Source organism: Bradyrhizobium sp. CSA112 (assembly GCF_029051645.1).
Classification (GTDB): Bacteria; Pseudomonadota; Alphaproteobacteria; order Rhizobiales; family Xanthobacteraceae; genus Bradyrhizobium.
Genome location: NZ_JAACFS010000004.1, coordinates 342,260 through 358,261 on the forward strand (window position 1 = coordinate 342,260; position 16,002 = coordinate 358,261).

Sequence of the window (16,002 nt, forward strand, 5' to 3'; positions counted from 1 at the left end):
TTCTGTGAGGCGATGGGCCAATTGCCTTCGCTACAACAACAACACCTGTGGCTACGCCTTCCCTGCGCGCGGCGTGCCGCGTCTTACCACCAGCCCGGTTGCATCGGACGATAGTACTGGCCGCCGCGGCGGCGCGTGTTGCCGGTTTGGGCGGCCGGATCGCGCGGGAAATTGAAGAAGCCGAAGCCATCGCCGCCCTGGAAGTCGTCGCTCGCAACGCGGACATCGACCGACGGCCGGCGCGTCACGAAGCCGCCCTGCGGCTCGGTGCTCAGCACCGCGACGAACTCGGTGCGATAGTTGGTCTCGCTGCTCAGCGGCTCGTCCGAGACGACGATCGAGGATCGCGGCAATGCGGTCGGCGCGATGCGATTGAGCACCTCCTGCGGGATGGTGATGCGGTCCAGCGCGGCCTTGGCGTTGTCGCCGTTGTCGATCGTGACCGCGGTCCAGCGCAGGCTCGCCCCGTTGCGCGCCACCGCCGTGAACACATGCGTGCCGATCGGGCTTTCGGGATTGCGGATCGTGACCGGAACCTCAAGCGTCGCATCGAACACGATGCCGCCGCCGTCAGGTGCCGGCTTGTGCGTGGGGCGGCGCACGTAAAGCTTCTGCGTTGCGCGGCTGATGTAGATCGAGACCGGCTCGAGCGCGAGCTTCGCCTCGCTCGCCGCTTTGGCGGTGTCGGCCTTCCTGGTCTCGGCCGCCTTGGCGGCGTCCCTTGCGGCGGCGGCGCCTGGCGACTGCGCGTCATTCCTGGCGGTGTTGATCTGGTTCGCCAGTTCCGCGGCCTTGGCGGCGGCCTTTTGCTTGAGGTCCTCGGCCCGCGCCTTGGCCTCGTCGGTCTTGGCGGCGGCGAGCGCCTTGTCGGCGTAGGCGAGCCCGGCGTCGGCGCGGGTCTTCAGCCCCTCCAGCTTGCGAAGCGACACCTTGAGCGCCGCCGCCTCGCGCGCCGCTGCCGCGGCGGCTTTCTTCGCCTCCCCGGCAGCCCAGGCGGCCTCCGCGGCCTCGCGGGCGAGCGACTCGGCGCGCGTCGGTGCAGCCGCAATGGCCTCCGGGCTCGGCACGAATAGCGCCGGGTGGGAGAACCCGACCGGCTCGGCGTCATCAGGCGAGACGATTACCCGCATCCCGATCCGCGTCATGTCGAACAACTTCTCGGCAAAGCCAAAGGGCATCCGCACGCAGCCGTGCGAGGCCGCATATCCGGGCAGCGGCCCGCCGTGCAGCGCGATGCCGTTCCAGGTGATGCGCTGCATGTTCGGCATCTCGGCATCGTCATAGAGGGTCGAGCGGTGTTCCTTGTTCTTCTCGAGGATAGCGAACACACCGGCGGGCGTCTCGCGTCCCGTGGTGCCGGTCGATACCGGCGCGCGCAGGATCCAGCCGTCGGCGTCGTAGATAGTGACCTGCTGGGTCTTGATCGACACGATCGCCATGATCGGCTCGCCTGCATCGCGCGGCGCCGTCGCCTCGGTGGGCGCCTTGGGGCGCGCCTGTCTCGCCGTGGCGCCGGCGGTCAGCGCCGTCAGTGCGGCCATCACCGCGAGCGTCACAATGGCGGGGGGACCGCAACGCCGCATCGCCACGGTGGATCGTGCCGTCGTAACTCGATTCACCATGCCACGCCCCGGTTGAAATGCCTGTCCGCGCTTGCGTCGATCAAGGATCAGATCGCGCCTTTTGGATTAAATAACGGCCGCCGCCATCCACGCCGCCAATTCGTTCCCGGAACTATCGGCATGTCCGTTGGGCAATTCTTTCATATACGACAGCCCACGTAGCAGGAAGGGTGGCTCGCGGCTGAAATTGGCACTTTTTGGAGTGCAGCATGCAGCGAGACGACGTCTGCTCTGGAGGCAGACTAACTCAGGCAACCGGCACCATCACCCGCTAATCCCTGGCTCGCAGTATGCTGATCCGCGTTTCATCGACGAAGCTCTTGATGTCCTGATCGGGCCGGCGGAACAGGTTGCGCTCGACAACCAGCGAACGGCCGCTGATCGTCTTGGTGCAGCGCTCCTTGAGGTAGATGCCTCCCACTGGCTGGTCTCCTGCACCCGGCTGGCCCTCGGTGCACGCCCAGCCGTCCGGGCCGTAGCGCGATTTGGCCTGCAGCCCCAGGAGAAACGCCTTCTTCCGGATATAGAGACGCGCCTTCGGATCGGTCTCGATCTGCAAACCGGCAACGTGCCCGGTATCGTCGATCAGCAAGGTCAGGATCGCCGGATGACCCGCCACCATGGTGCCGTCCCGGCTGGTCGACGGATCGTAACCAAATCGAATCGCCCGTATCCCACTCGCGGCGGCAGGACAGTCGCGCCAATCCTTCCAGCCAGCCAATGAGCGCTTCGGATCCCCCGCGCAGTAGAAGTCGACGTAACCGGACTCCGACAACTCGGCCGCGGCCATTCCGACGCGAATGTCACGCAGGTCGTTGCCGCTGAATTCTTCCGCCCGTGCCGGAGAGCTCGCAAGCGCGACCGCCTGCCAGGTAAGCAGGCCCGCAGCAAAAACGCCCGGCAGCTTCAGTCTGCGCATCACTGGCCCTTCCCCGTGCTGACGGTCGCATCTCCCGGCTTCTGCGCCTGCGTCTTGTAGACGTCGCATACCCGCGACGTGTTTGAGAAGAAGGCGACGCATTCCGCGTAAGTCGGTTCGCCGGCCCCCTTGATGTGGGCGATCACGTAGTCGGCGACGGCTTCGATGTCCTTCGGCCGCAGAAATGTTCCGCCCTCGGGCGGCATCTGTGCCCCCGCGTCCTGGCGGTTCATGCCGTGGCATTTCACCTCATCGTACGCGCCGCGCATGAAGAACGGCATTCCCGTGCCCGGCCGCCCGCAGCCGACGGCTTCAATGATCTGATCCCGCGTCAGCTCGGTCTTGCGCAGCGACAGCGCATCACCGCCGTAGCCGCCGCCGCCATTGCCGTGCCATTTGTGGCAGCCAGCACAATTGGCCCTGCTGAACACTGCCTTGCCGGCATTGGTCGGATCCGAAGCCGGCGCTTGCGCCGACTGACCGTAAGCAGGGCCTGGCATCGAAAAATTCAGGGTGACGACGCTCGCGAGCAGCACGCCTGCCGCCGGGAATCTGTTGACGATCATCATTGCGTCTCTTGTCGAAGAAGCAGGAGGGCCCGCGGTTGGCGGACCCTCCGTTTTTGGGATGTCAGAGTGCGAATACGTAGAGCATCGATCCCGGCTGTATCTTCTTCAGCTCGGGCGTCGAATCGATGAACCACTTGTCCCAGGCGCCGCCCAGGCCGACCAGAATGGCGATGTACTGCTTGCCATCGACCGTAAAGGTCATCGGCGGTGCGTTGACGCCGCCGCCCGTGTTGAACTCCCAGAGCTTCTGCAATGACTTGGCGTCAAGGGCATGCACTTCGCCGGATGGCTGACCGGTGAAGACGAGGTCGGGAGTCGCAAGCATGCCGCCCAGATTGGGGAACGGTGTTTCCATTTTGGTGGCGATCTTGCCGGTAGTCACATCGATCGCAGTCACGCTGCCGGTGATCCTGAACGGCTGGCTCGGGCCGCCGCCGGTCCAGAACTCCCGCGGTTTCAGTTTGTCCGGCGTCATCACCTCAACCTTGATGCGATTGCAGCTCTCGATCACCGGGATGTACCAGAGCTTCAGATCCGGATTGTAGGCCGTCGGCGGCCAGTTCTTGCCGCCCATGTTGCCGGGGCAGATGTCGGTTTCCATGTTGGTGCGGCTTGGCGTCACCGACGCGATATAGGTCTGCACGGCCTTGTTCGGGTCATACTCGATCGGCTTGCCGCTCTCCGGGTCGAGCCCTTTGGTCCATGTGACTTTCTTGACGAACGGCAGGCCCCAGACGAACTTGCCGTTGGTGCGGTCGATCGCATAGGCGAAGCCGTTGCGGTCTGCTTCGAGCGCGAGCTTCCGCGGACCACTTGGCCCGGGGACATCGACCAGTACGTTTTCCGCCACGCTGTCATAGTCGTAGGGATCGTTCGGCGTGTGCTGATAGTGCCACTTGATCTTGCCGGTCGTGGCGTCAAGAGCCAGCGAGCTGTCGGTGTAAAGGTTATCGCCCGGCCGATAGGCGTTATCCCAGTCCGGTCCCGGATTGCCGATGCCCCAGATGATGGTGTCGGTTGCGGGATCGTAGGTGCCGGTTACCCAGGTCGAACCGCCGCCGGCGGCAGCCGCGTTGTTGCTGTCCTTCCAGGTTTCGCTGCCGGGCTCGCCCTTGCCCGGGATTGTGTGGGTGCGCCAGACCTCCTTCTGGGTCGTGAGGTCGGTGGCGGCAAGCCAGCCACGGATGCCGTACTCCGCGCCGGCCACTCCGGTGATCGCCATGTTCTTGACGATCAACGGCGCGCCGGTGATCACCTCGCCCTTGTCCGGATCGGCGACAGTCCGCTGCCAGGCGACCTGGCCGGTTTCCTTGTTGGTCGCGATCAGCCGGCCATCAAGCGTGTGGGAAATGACGAGATCACCCCACAGTGCGACGCCGCGGTTGTCGACGCCGCAACATGCCACAGCACCAGCCCAGTCACGGTCCGTCTTGGGATCCATCTTCCAGACCAGCACGCCCCGGCCGCCATGCGCATCGATCTTGTAGACCGAACCCCATCCATCGGTGACGTAGAGAAAGCCGTTCTCGGCGATCGGCGTGCCTTCCAGCCCGCCATGGCTCCAGATGCCGCCGCCCTCGATGCCGCCGAGGTGCATGGTCCAGGCGACCTTCAGGTTCTTCACGTTATCGCGGTTGATCTCCTTCAGAGTGGAGAACCGGTGCGCCGAGTAATTCTGATGATGATGAAGCCAGTTGCCCGGCTCCTTGTCGACGTTGAGCAGCCGTTCCTGATTGACCTGGTCCGCGGCGGAGACAGGCAGTGCGCCCACCACGCTTGCGGCAGCAACCGCCACGGCAAGCCGACAGGCTCGCGTTAACATTTTTGTGTGACCGGAAAATCGTTCCATGAGTAGTGCCCTCCTTGTTTGCAAGTTCTTGTGGCAGATCATGTTGGATTGAACGTCCGGCACATCCGGGCGTTTCGCTGACGGGCCCCATTCAGCGGCTTTGGCAGTCCGCTGTCGCGATCAAGGCGTTCGTGAAACCTGCACCTCCGTTTCTTTGGTTCCGGCTTGTTGGAAAACGACGGCGCATGTGAACGTCTCGCCGTCGACAAGCTTCTGCCGCGTCTGCAGCAGCATCACGTGATATCCGTCCCGCTTGAGCTCGATCGTCTTGCTCTCCGGGATCGGAATGGACTTGATCTCACGCATGGCAGGCGCGCCTTCGCCACGATCGACCGTGTGCTTTGCGGCGAAATTCGCGAACGGACAGCGGACGCGCAGTATCGCGTCGGCTTCGGCCGCATCGTTCCTGATCGTCATCAGCAGCGGGAGGTCGATACCAATCTGGTCGGACGCGGGCACCCGGGCGCTCGTCACCTGCAGTGCGTCGCCTGCAGCAGCGAAACCGGGCGCCAGCCCAATTCCACCAACAAGTCCGGCAAGCAGTCCGAGCGCTAGAAGCCGAGTTCTGCCGGACAGCGCAGCCCACCCTGCCCGATCAAGAGCACCATCAAGATTTGATGCTGTTATGGCGGTCATCGGCTATCGCCGCGGCTATCAGAGATTTACAGGCGTGGGACGCCCAAACGACCATGTCGTCCGACTCATCGGCGCCATCCTCCCACGATTGATTTTCTTCTTGTCTTTTTAGTTGCGCCCAATTTGAGGCGACGGTAGGGCCGGTGTCTGGAAAATGAGTCCGACAGGAGGTTCGCCCGGTATATTCCATACCAATCGACATCCTGCACGGACACGCGGTGCTGCATGCGCGGTGATGACGGGTGAGCGGCGCGCGCTCACCGCCTCACCGGCATCTTCTTGAACTTCACGCTTTTCCCATCCGCCTGCCGCGTGGCGATGTAGCCGGCTTCCAGGCAGGCCTCGCGCTGCGGCATCTTCTCCTGCGGGCTGCGCAGGGTTTCCCACCATGACGCGCGCTGCGCGGCGCGCGGCAGCGCGGCGTCGATGATCTCCTCGATCTGTTCGAAGCTCAGCACGAATTCGGCGCGCTTCTGCGCCCTCAGATAGTTCCGTAACGGTTCGTAAACGTTCACGCGTGTCCTCAATGCTGATCTGCACAAAACCGTCGACGCCGGCAACCAAGCGTTAACTCTTTATCATATCGCCGTCGCCGCTTAAGGCCGCAACAATTTATCCGGGAGCATACCGGAAGGCCTGGAGCGGATGATGCTGTTCGGACGGCAAAGCGACGTGGCCGGAAAGGGCTGGTTCAGCAAGGACCGCCGGCCCTGGCGGCTGTCTGCGAAGCTGTTGATCGCGTCGTCGATCGCGACCGTAATCGGCTTCTCGACGATTTGCGTCAGCGTCATGCTCGACATGCGCCGCGGCGAGGAAGAGCTCGCACGCCAGACGCTGGAAAATCTCGCTGCCGGCATCGATGCCGACATCAGCCGGAATATCGAGCTTTACGATCTGTCGCTGCGCGCCGTCGCCAGCAATCTGGTGATGCCGGAGATCAAGGGCGTCAGCAAGGAGATCCAGCACCTGATCCTGTTCGACCATGCCGCCACCGCCAGGCATTTCGGCGTGATCCAGGTGTTCGACGCGCAGGGCCACCTGACTCACGACGCGGCAAGCCTCGATCCGGCGCCGGAGGATCGCAGCGACGAGGAGTATTTCCAGGTCCACCGCGCCAATCCCGATATCGGCCTTTACATGAGCCGCCCGATGCTGCGTCGCAGCGCCTATTCGATCGTGCTCAGCCGGCGCATCAACGATACCGATGGCGGCTTTCTCGGCGTCGTGGTCGGCTCGATCCGCTTCAGCTATTTCCATGATCTGTTCGGCCGGCTTAACCTCGATCCCGCCGATACGATCACGGTGCTGCGCCGCGACCGAACGGTCATCATGCGCAAACCGTTCGACCTCGACATCATCGGCAAGAATCTGGCCGAGCGGCCGAAGTGGAATCCGGCAAACCTGAGGGAAGGAGGATCTTATGCCGGCGTCGGTCCGGTGGATCCCACCCCGCGGCTCTACGTTCGCGCCGGCACCACAAGTCTGTTTTTTGTCGTGGTCGGAAAGCCGCTGGCGAGCATCCTCCATCTCTGGCAAAGGGAAGTCGTCCGGATCGGCGCGATCATGATCGTGCTGATCCTGTTCGTGATCGGCACCACGCTGTTTCTCGCGCGCGAGATCGGCCGCCGCGCGGAAGCCGAGGACAAGCTGGAGGAGCTGGCAACGACCGATGCGCTCACCGGCCTGAAGAACCGGCGCAAATTCGATATCGAGATCGATGCGGAATGGCGGCGGGCGGCGCGCAACAGGACGCCGGTCGCGATCCTGATGATCGATGCCGATCATTTCAAGTCCTATAACGACACGTTTGGACATCAGGCCGGCGACCAGGTGCTGGTCGGCATTGCGATCTGCATTTCGGACGCGGTGCGGCGGGCCGGCGACTGCGCGGCGCGCTATGGCGGCGAGGAATTCGCGGTACTGTTGCCGGGCCTCTCGGCGGTGGAAGCGTTCACGGTCGCCGAAACCATCCGCTCGAAGGTCGAGCAATGGGCGGAAGACCCCAATGTCACGACGGTCAGCGTCGGCGTGGCGAGCATGACGCCCACGGCGGCAATCGAGTGGCCCTTTCTCATCGAAGCGGCCGACAAGGCGCTCTACGCGGCCAAGGCCAACGGCCGCAATCAGTCGGTGGTCGCCGCGATCCCGCAGCTGGCGCTGGTGGCTTAAGGCTGACAAAACGTCATTCCGGGGCGGCTGCATCGCAGCCGAACCCGGAATCCCGAGGTCGTTGGAAAAGAATCGATGCGGCTCGAGATTCTCAGGTGCGCAAGTGCGCACCATAGTTCGCGCTACGCGCGCCCGGGAATGACGAGAGCAGCGCGTCGCGCTGCTCTCCTCACTCCTCCAGATACTTCTTCATCTCCGCGCGCAGGCCGTCGCGCAGATCGGGGCGCGCCATGCCGTAGGCGATGTTGGCGCGCAGGAAGCCGGATTTCGAACCGCAATCGTGCCGCTCGCCCGCGAACTCGACACCGTAGAACTTTTGCGTCTTCGCGAGGGTTTTCATCGCATCGGTGAGCTGGATCTCGTTGCCGGCGCCGCGCTCCTGGGTCTCGAGAATCTTGAAGATTTCCGGCTGCAGGATGTAACGCCCGGTGATGGAGAGGTTTGACGGCGCGGTACCCTTCGGCGGTTTCTCCACCATGCCGTCGACCTCGAACATGTTTTTGGCGAGCCGCTTGCCGACACCGCAGATGCCGTATTGATGGGTGAGATCGTCAGGCACGGCTTCCACCGCGAGCAGGTTGGACTTGCCGCCGAGTTTTGCCGCGGCCTCGACCATCTGCTTCAGGCAACCCGGGCTATTCAGCACCAGTTCGTCCGGCAGCACCACCGCGAACGGCTCGTCGCCGACGATGTCGCGCGCACACCAGACCGCGTGTCCAAGACCGAGCGGTGCCTGCTGCCGGGTGAAACTCATGGCGCCGGCTTCGGGCTGGTCGCGCGCCAGGATGTCCTGCTCGGCCTTTTTGCCGCGCACAGCCAGCGTGGTGTCGAGCTCGAACATCCGGTCGAAATGATCCTCGATCACGCCCTTGTTCCGCCCGGTGACGAAAACAAAATGCTCGATCCCGGCCTCCCTGGCCTCGTCGACCACATACTGGATCAGCGGCTTGTCGACGATCGTCAGCATTTCCTTCGGCATCGCCTTGGTGGCGGGCAGGACGCGGGTGCCGAGGCCGGCGACCGGGAAGACGGCTTTACGGATTTTCATGGGATATCGAGAGCCTTAGAAATGAGGAAAGTGCTTTGATTGCACGTTGATAGCCGGTTTGCACCCCTGAACAAAGGCGGATGTATGGTGGCGTTTCGCCTCCCCTTGCGCGCGCCGGGCGCGACAACAAAATCCCCTCTGTTAAGCTATTGGAAACCGTGGCAGGGCCTTCTGGCACGGATTGGTTGCGACGGACGGAAACGGCATGGGTGTGATGGAACGAGCGATGAACAATCGAGCCGCCGCGATCATAATCGCGGCCGCGCTATTGTGTTCCAGCGGCCAGTCTCAAGCCCAATCCCCCGGCAACGGGGTTTCGAACTTTTTCGGCAACATCTTCTCAGGCCCGAAATCCGGTCCGACAGCGCAGGCCGCACCTAATCCGGAAGGAGGCCCACCGCCGTGGAGCGGTGAGGACGGCGCCTCCGGCCATCCCCTGATGACTGCGGCCGCGATCCGGCAAGCCGCGGCGAATTTTCAAAATTGTGTCGCCTCGATGTGGCCGGATGCCGCACGGCGCAACATCACCCAGCAAAATTTCGAGCGCTTCACCGCAGGCCTAGAGCCTGATTTGCGCATCATGGACCTGATGGATTCGCAGCCCGAATTCACCAAGGCGATCTGGGACTATCTCGACATCCTCGTGAACGACAACCGCCTCGCCAAGGGGCGCGAGATCCTTGCAACGTATAAGCCGCAGTTCGACGCGGCGGAGAAAGCCTCCGGCGTCGATCGCTACGCGATCGCATCGATCTGGGGAATCGAATCCAATTACTCGACGCAGATGGGCGACCGCAACGTGGTGAATTCGACGGCGACGCTGGCCTGCATCGGCCGTCGCCAGGCGTATTTCAAGGACGAATTCCTCACCGCGCTGGAAATTCTCAACCGCGGCGATCTGCGCCCCGAACAGATGCGCGGCTCCTGGGCCGGCGCGTTCGGGCCGACGCAGTTCATGCCGACCGCCTTCAAGCGCTACGCCGTCGATGCCGACGGCGACGGCCGCCGCGACGTCGTCGACAACGCCGCCGACCTGATCGCCTCCACCGCCAACAACCTCAAGAAGGACGGTTGGCAGACCGGCCGGAGCTGGGGCTATGAGGTGGTGCTGCCGGAGGGTTTTAATTTCATGCTGGCGGACAAGTCCAAGGCGATGACAATAGCGCAATGGCAGAGCCAGGGACTGAAGCGGGCCGACGGCAAGCCGTTCCCGGATTCGACTGAAAAAGCTTACCTGCTGGCACCGGCCGGCACCCAGGGACCCGGCTTCCTGATGCTGCAGAATTTCCGGGTGATCATGAAATACAACCCGGCGGAGGCCTACGCGCTGGCAATCGGCCATTTTGCCGACCGCCTGCGCGGCGGACCCGCCTTCGTGCAACCCTGGCCGCGCCAGGAACGGGTGCTGTCGCGGGCGGAGCGGCTGGAACTGCAGCAACTCCTGGCCCAGCGCGGCTTCTACCGCGGCACGCCGGACGGCCAGTTCGGTGGCCAGACGCGCGAGGCGCTGCGCAATTTCCAGGCCTCGATCGGGGCGCCGGCGGACGGATTTGCGTCTTCCGACGTCCTGGAGCGGCTGCGGGGTCGCTAAATCCTGCTTTCGACCCCGAAAGTAACCCTGACAACCACGATTTTGCAGGAGCCTTGACGGTCAGCCCGGAACCCCGGTTTATGAATACAAAATCTGCCCGCTTGCGGCCCGATTTCGCTGCTATGTTTGAACGCTTCATGACCCATTTGCGACCGAGCCGGATGCAAAAGCCAAAGTCCTTTTTGCGCGTGTTCACCGAGACCGGCCCCCTGGTGGCGCTGGCGGTTGCGATCGCGCTTCTGATCGGGATTGCCGGTCCGGCCTCCGCGCAGTTTTTCAATTTCGGCGGCTTCGGCGGTCCGCCGCAGCGGCAAGCGCCACAACGTGGCGGCGGCTGGTTCGGCGGCGATTTCTTTGGGCCGTCCCAGCAAACGCCCCAGCAGGCGCCGCGCCAGGATTTTTCCCGCGCGCCGGCGCCCGCCAAGCGCGACACGGTGCCGGAACGTAACGTGCTGGTGCTGGGCGATGCCATGGCGGACTGGCTCGGCTATGGCCTGGAAGACGCCTATGCCGAGCAGCCCGACATGGGCGTGATCCGCAAGCACAAGACCGTCTCCGGCCTGATCAAGTATCAGCCGCGCGGTGAGCCCGCTGATTGGGCCGCCGCCGCCAAGGGCATCCTCGCTACCGAAAAGCCGGACGCCATCGTCGTCATGCTCGGCCTCCACGACCGCCAGGCGATTCGTGAGGCGATCAGCGAAAAGAAGGCCGACAAGAAGGAAGACAACAAGAAGGACGCGCGCGGCAAGCCGGATGCCAAGCCGGCGGACGCAAAGCCGAAGCCGGACGGCTCGACTGACACGGCAAAACGCGACGACAAGCCGGCCGACGCCGAATTGTCGCCCGACGACGCCGCCGACAACGACACGCAGACGCTGGAAAAGAGCGCACGCGCGGGCGGCGGGCTCTACGATTTCCGCGACGAGCGCTGGGTCGAGCTCTACGCCAAGAAGATCGAAGAACTGATTGGGGTGCTGAAATCCAAGGGCGTGCCGGTGTTGTGGGTCGGCCTGCCTGCGATCCGCGGGCAACGCGGAACGTCCGACATGCTGTTCCTCGATGCACTGTATCGCGACGGCGCCGGCAAAGCCGGCATCACCTATGTCGACGTCTGGGACGGCTTTGTCGATGAAGCCGGCCGCTTCCTGCAGAAAGGTCCCGATTTCGAAGGCCAGATCCGCCAGTTGCGCACGGCCGATGGCGTCTTCTTCACCAAGCCCGGCGCCCGCAAGCTCGCGCATTATGTGGAGCGCGAGGTGACGCGCCTGCTTGCCGCGCGTTCCGGGCCGATCGCCGTGCCGATCGAGCCGGCAGCGCCCGAAGCCAATGTCGCGCCCGGCCAGCCGGCGCCGCGTCCGCTGGCCGGGCCGGTCTTGCCGCTGGTGGCCTCTTCGGTCGGTACCGATCAGTTGCTCGGTGGTCCCGGCTCGCGACCGGCGGCCGTCGATGGGCTCGCTGCGCGCACATTGGTCAAGGGTGAAGCGCTGGCGCCACCAGCCGGCCGCGCCGACGATTACGCCTGGCCGCGCCGGGAAATCGGCCGCGAGCAGGCCAAGGGCGATACGCCGGTCGCAGCCGTCGCGCCGGGCGGAACGGCAGCGCCCGGACAGAAGCAGCTTTTGCTTCCGCCGCCGCAGCAAACGTTACAGCAGCAGAAGAGGCCGCCGATGCAGCCGATGCAGATCCGGCCGCCGCAAAACAACGGGCCGTCGCTGCGTGACTTCTTCGGCGGCTTCGGCGCGGCACCGCGGCCGCCCGCCCCGCCCGCGGCTGCACCGCCGCGTGGACCGTTTGCGCCGCCAGGCGCGCCGCGCCCGCCAGGTAATGTCGGACGATCGGCCGAAGTCCCGCCGGGCAATTTCACACGATGATTTTTGACCGCTCACGGTGAGAAGCTAGTCTCGCGCATCTTTCAGACGATGCAGCGCATCGCCGGGCGAACCAATGAGGACTGCCCTCATCCGTAATAGCGCCACCGTGGCGGCGGGCGGCGCGGCGGGCGCGTCAACAACAGCGCCAGCGCAAATCCAATTCCGGCTGCAACCAGCAGCGCGCCGAGCGGATTTTCCTGCACGGTTTTCGCCACCGCCTGCTGGCCGCTGCGAACAGTATTGCCGCTGCTTTCATAAGCATCCTTGGCGTAGCTGACAGCGGCATCGGTGGCGTCGCGGGCCATGTGGCCGACGGTGCTTTCGACCTTACCCGCAAAATCCTTGGCCGATTCGGCAATCCGATCCTTGTCCATCGCGGTTGCTCCTTTTTTCTGCTTTTCTTGGGAGCTAACCGGCGAGCCCCGTTCGGGTTCCTGCCGCTCGAAATGCCGCAATTCCCTCAATTCAAGGGACTTGGCTCACAGGATAAGCCCGCCATCGACCACGATGGTCTGGCCGATAATGTAGGACGAAAGCGGCGAGGCCAGGAACAGCGCCGCGCCGGCCATGTCGGCGGGCGTGCCGAGCCGCTTCAACGGTATCCGCTCGAGTGCGCCTTCGAGCCGTTTCGGATTTGATGTCGTCGCTTTGGTCATCTTGGTGTCGACCAGGCCGGGCGCGATGCCGTTGACGCGGATGCCGTTGCCGGCCCACGCCTCGCCGAGCGTGCGCGTCAGCCCGACCGCGCCGGTCTTCGAGGCATTATAGGCCGGATTACCCATGGTGGAATGATAGGCGGCGGTCGAACTGACGATGATCAGCGAACCCTTGCTGGCGCTCAGCATCGCCTGAAATTTGGTGGCGCACGCCATCAGGCTCATCAGGTTGACTTCCACGACCTTGCGAAAGCCATCCATTTCGAATTCGCCGCGGCGGTAGATCACCGCGCCTTGCGCCAGCACCAGCACGTCGAGTTTTTCGAACGGCGGTTGCAGTGCCTCGATCGCCTGCGCGTTGCTGACGTCGAGCCGGAAATAGTCGAGCCCTTCGAGATGCGATCCTTCGTCGGGCGAATAGTCGGCGGCGCTGGCGCGGGTGCCGCAAACGGCGACATGCGCGCCCCTGGCGCGGAAGGCCTGCGCGATGCCGTTACCGATGCCACTGGAGCCGCCGACCACCAGCACCTGCTTGCCGTTGAAATCCAGTTCGTTCATTCCTGCGATCCCTCTTGTTGTTTCTGGTTCAAGCCTTCGTCGAGGAATTTGACCATCAGAACCTCGTCGTAATATCGGCCGTCGTGCTTGAGCGCTCGCTTTTCATAGCCGTACGCGACAAAGCCCATCGCTTCGTAAAGCCGGCGCGCCGCTTCATTCTCGGTCACCACGCTCAACTGGACCACCTCCACGCGCCCGCGCGCATGGTCGAGAACGGCCGCGACAAGTATTTTCCCAAGCCCGGATTTTCGCGCAGCGCTTCGAACATACATGGTCCAAAGCAATCCCTTATGCGCGTGCTTCGTACCTTCCTGTGCGGCAAATCCGGCTATTCCCGCGAGCGTACCATCAAGGAATCCGCCGAAGATAGCCGCGCGGGAAATGGCCGCTTCGAACCACGATAGCGGCTGCGCGTTTTCTCTCTCAAACGTGCTGCCGAAAGCCTCGGGATTTCTCTGCAGCGCTTCGAGCCGTATCTCTCGATACAAGGCAGCGTCAGCAGGCTCCAGACGACGAATCCGCAGGCCGCTAATGTTGGTCACGGTTACACCTCGCTCGGCTTCGTTTGACCTGTCTGCGGATCGGTGCCAGCCTTGTCAATCCTGCAACGCGACAGCATTCCCGCCGGGATCCCGTCATGTCAGATTTCAAAGAGCTCAGCCGTTCGGTCAAAGGCCTGACCGTTCTCGTCACCGGCGCCGCCAGCGGCATGGGCCGCGCCACTGCGCTGGTGTTCGCGGCCGAGGGCGCCAATGTCGCGGTTACCGATCTGGATGCCAGGGCTAGCCAAGCGGTTGCCGGCGAGATCGCAGCGAATGGCGGTTCGGCAAAAGCGTGGACTCTCGACGTCGCCAATCCTGACGACATCATCACGGTCGTCAACGACGTCGCCGCACATTTCGGTTCCCTCGATATCGTCATCAATAACGCCGGCATCTCTGTACGCGTGGCGATCGACGACGGCGGCTATGAAGCCGCCTGGGACAAGGCGCTGGCCGTGATGCTGACTGCGCATCCGCGCATCATCCGGGCTGCGCTGCCGCATTTGCGCCGGTCGAAGAGCCCGCGCATCGTCAATATCGCATCGACCGAGGCGCTCGGCGCGACCGCGTTGCACAGCCCCTATTCGGCAGCGAAAGCCGGCGTCATCGGTTTGACGCGTTCGCTCGCCGTCGAACTCGGCCGCGAGGGCATCACCGTGAACTGCATCTGCCCCGGCCCGATCCGCACCGCGATCACCGAGCGGATTTCCGAAGAGCACAAGACGATCTACGCCAAGCGTCGCACTGCACTGGGCCGCTACGGCGATCCCGAAGAGGTGGCGCACATGACGCTGAGCCTGTGCCTGCCGGCGGCCTCCTTCCTGACCGGCGCGGTGATCCCCGTCGACGGCGGTCTGATGGCGCGAAACGCGTAGCGGGCATGCGTCCGCAGCGTTGACTTGGACACGTCACGCAGTAATTTTTCTCTCAAACAGAGCGGGACGAACCGCCCGCCGCATACTGGAGAGACGCCATGACGGTCATGATCCGGCAGCTTCATCCGCATTTTTTCGGCGAGGTTTCGGGCGTTGATTTGCGAAAGCCCCTGACGCCGCAGGAAGCGGCCGACATCGAGGCCGGCATGGACAAATATGCCGTGCTGCTGTTCCGCAACCAGGACATCACGGACGAACAGCAACTGGCCTTTGCGTTGAATTTCGGCGAGCGCGAGAAGGCGCGGGGCGGCACCATCACCAAGAAGGAAGACTACCGGCTGACCACGGGGCTGAACGACGTCTCCAATCTCGGCAAAGACGGCAAACCGCTGCCGCGCGACAGCCGCACCCATCTGTTCAATCTCGGAAACTGCCTGTGGCATTCCGACAGCTCGTTCCGCCCGATCCCGGCAAAATTTTCGCTGCTGTCGGCGCGGGTGGTGAACCCGAAGGGTGGCAACACCGAATTCGCCGACATGCGCGCGGCCTATGACGCGCTCGACGACGAGACCAAGGCCGAGATCGAGGACCTGATCTGCGAGCATTCGCTGATGTATTCGCGCGGCTCGCTCGGCTTCCTGGATTATACCGACGAAGAGAAAGAGATGTTCAAGCCGGTGCTGCAGCGGCTGGTGCGGACCCATCCGGTGCATCGCCGCAAGTCGCTGTACCTCTCATCGCATGCGGGCGCCATCAAAGGCATGAGCATGCCCGAGGCGCGGCTGTTGCTGCGCGACCTCACCGAGCACGCCACGCAGCCGGAATTCGTCTACGTCCATAAATGGACTGTGCATGACCTCGTGATGTGGGACAACCGCCAGACCATGCACCGCGTGCGGCGTTATGACCAGTCGCAACCCCGCGACATGCGCCGCGCCACGGTTGCCGGCACGGAGCCGACGGTGCAGCAGCAGGCGGCGGAGTAGGTTGCCACAGAACCATCGTCGTCCCTGCGAACGCAGGGACCCATAACCACCGTTGTTGATTGTCTGAAATGATAGCTGTCCCGTCATTTCACGGATAGGCTGCGGCGTATG

Annotated in this window: 15 protein-coding genes; 5 read left to right on the forward strand and 10 right to left on the reverse strand. The window is 63.7% G+C overall.

Annotated features, from left to right (window positions below):
- Window positions 1–83: 83 nt before the first annotated feature.
- From GWE18_RS11655 to GWE18_RS11680, 6 genes are all read right to left on the reverse strand, one after another.
- Window positions 84–1,622: a L,D-transpeptidase gene (locus GWE18_RS11655; RefSeq protein WP_275185891.1), complete on the reverse strand. Its 1,539-nt coding sequence runs from the start codon at window positions 1,620–1,622 to the stop codon at window positions 84–86.
- A 271-nt stretch (window positions 1,623–1,893) separates the two neighbouring features.
- Window positions 1,894–2,541, reverse strand: a complete 648-nt coding sequence (locus tag GWE18_RS11660; protein WP_275185892.1) for a hypothetical protein — start codon at window positions 2,539–2,541, stop codon at window positions 1,894–1,896.
- Window positions 2,541–3,041, reverse strand: coding sequence for a c-type cytochrome (locus tag GWE18_RS11665; protein WP_275185999.1), 501 nt, complete (start codon window positions 3,039–3,041; stop codon window positions 2,541–2,543). Before GWE18_RS11665 ends, GWE18_RS11660 begins: the two co-directional genes overlap by 1 nt.
- A 130-nt stretch (window positions 3,042–3,171) precedes the next feature.
- The gene (locus GWE18_RS11670) at window positions 3,172–4,959 is read right to left on the reverse strand and encodes a PQQ-dependent dehydrogenase, methanol/ethanol family (protein ID WP_275185893.1); all 1,788 of its coding nucleotides are present in this window, start codon (window positions 4,957–4,959) and stop codon (window positions 3,172–3,174) included.
- Window positions 4,960–5,079: 120 nt separating this feature from the next.
- Entirely contained in the window at window positions 5,080–5,595 is a 516-nt protein-coding gene (locus tag GWE18_RS11675; RefSeq protein ID WP_275185894.1) for a copper chaperone PCu(A)C, read from the reverse strand.
- Between the two features lie 257 nt (window positions 5,596–5,852).
- Window positions 5,853–6,110: a hypothetical protein gene (locus GWE18_RS11680; RefSeq protein ID WP_275185895.1), complete on the reverse strand. Its 258-nt coding sequence runs from the start codon at window positions 6,108–6,110 to the stop codon at window positions 5,853–5,855.
- 133 nt (window positions 6,111–6,243) lie between these two features.
- On the opposite strand from GWE18_RS11680, the gene GWE18_RS11685 reads away from it, so the two are divergent.
- Window positions 6,244–7,764, forward strand: coding sequence for a diguanylate cyclase (locus GWE18_RS11685; protein ID WP_275185897.1), 1,521 nt, complete (start codon window positions 6,244–6,246; stop codon window positions 7,762–7,764).
- A 169-nt stretch (window positions 7,765–7,933) separates the two neighbouring features.
- Here GWE18_RS11685 and galU read toward each other — a convergent pair whose 3' ends face one another.
- Window positions 7,934–8,812: a UTP--glucose-1-phosphate uridylyltransferase GalU gene (galU, locus tag GWE18_RS11690; RefSeq protein ID WP_275185898.1), complete on the reverse strand. Its 879-nt coding sequence runs from the start codon at window positions 8,810–8,812 to the stop codon at window positions 7,934–7,936.
- A gap of 226 nt (window positions 8,813–9,038) precedes the next feature.
- Between galU and GWE18_RS11695 the strand changes: the two genes are divergently transcribed.
- Entirely contained in the window at window positions 9,039–10,403 is a 1,365-nt protein-coding gene (locus tag GWE18_RS11695; RefSeq protein ID WP_275185899.1) for a lytic murein transglycosylase, read from the forward strand.
- A 161-nt stretch (window positions 10,404–10,564) separates the two neighbouring features.
- Window positions 10,565–12,274 carry a DUF459 domain-containing protein gene (locus GWE18_RS11700; protein WP_275186000.1) on the forward strand — a complete coding sequence of 570 codons (1,710 nt, stop codon included), beginning with the start codon at window positions 10,565–10,567 and terminating at the stop codon, window positions 12,272–12,274.
- Window positions 12,275–12,360: 86 nt separating this feature from the next.
- On the opposite strand, the gene GWE18_RS11705 is transcribed toward GWE18_RS11700, so the two are convergent.
- The 3 genes from GWE18_RS11705 to GWE18_RS11715 form a co-directional block, all read right to left on the reverse strand.
- A complete protein-coding gene (locus GWE18_RS11705) occupies window positions 12,361–12,648 on the reverse strand; it encodes a hypothetical protein (RefSeq protein WP_275185900.1) in 288 nt (95 codons plus the stop codon).
- A 105-nt stretch (window positions 12,649–12,753) separates the two neighbouring features.
- Window positions 12,754–13,488 (reverse strand): SDR family oxidoreductase, encoded by a 735-nt coding sequence (locus GWE18_RS11710; protein ID WP_275185901.1) that lies wholly within the window; start codon window positions 13,486–13,488, stop codon window positions 12,754–12,756.
- The gene (locus GWE18_RS11715; RefSeq protein WP_275185902.1) at window positions 13,485–14,030 is read right to left on the reverse strand and encodes a GNAT family N-acetyltransferase; all 546 of its coding nucleotides are present in this window, start codon (window positions 14,028–14,030) and stop codon (window positions 13,485–13,487) included. Before GWE18_RS11715 ends, GWE18_RS11710 begins: the two co-directional genes overlap by 4 nt.
- 95 nt (window positions 14,031–14,125) lie before the next feature.
- Between GWE18_RS11715 and GWE18_RS11720 the strand changes: the two genes are divergently transcribed.
- Both GWE18_RS11720 and GWE18_RS11725 read left to right on the forward strand, forming a co-directional pair.
- Entirely contained in the window at window positions 14,126–14,905 is a 780-nt protein-coding gene (locus tag GWE18_RS11720) for an SDR family NAD(P)-dependent oxidoreductase (protein ID WP_275185903.1), read from the forward strand.
- Window positions 14,906–15,003: 98 nt separating this feature from the next.
- On the forward strand, window positions 15,004–15,891 hold the full coding sequence (locus tag GWE18_RS11725; protein ID WP_275185904.1) for a TauD/TfdA family dioxygenase: 888 nt from the start codon (window positions 15,004–15,006) through the stop codon (window positions 15,889–15,891).
- Window positions 15,892–16,002 lie beyond the last annotated feature (111 nt).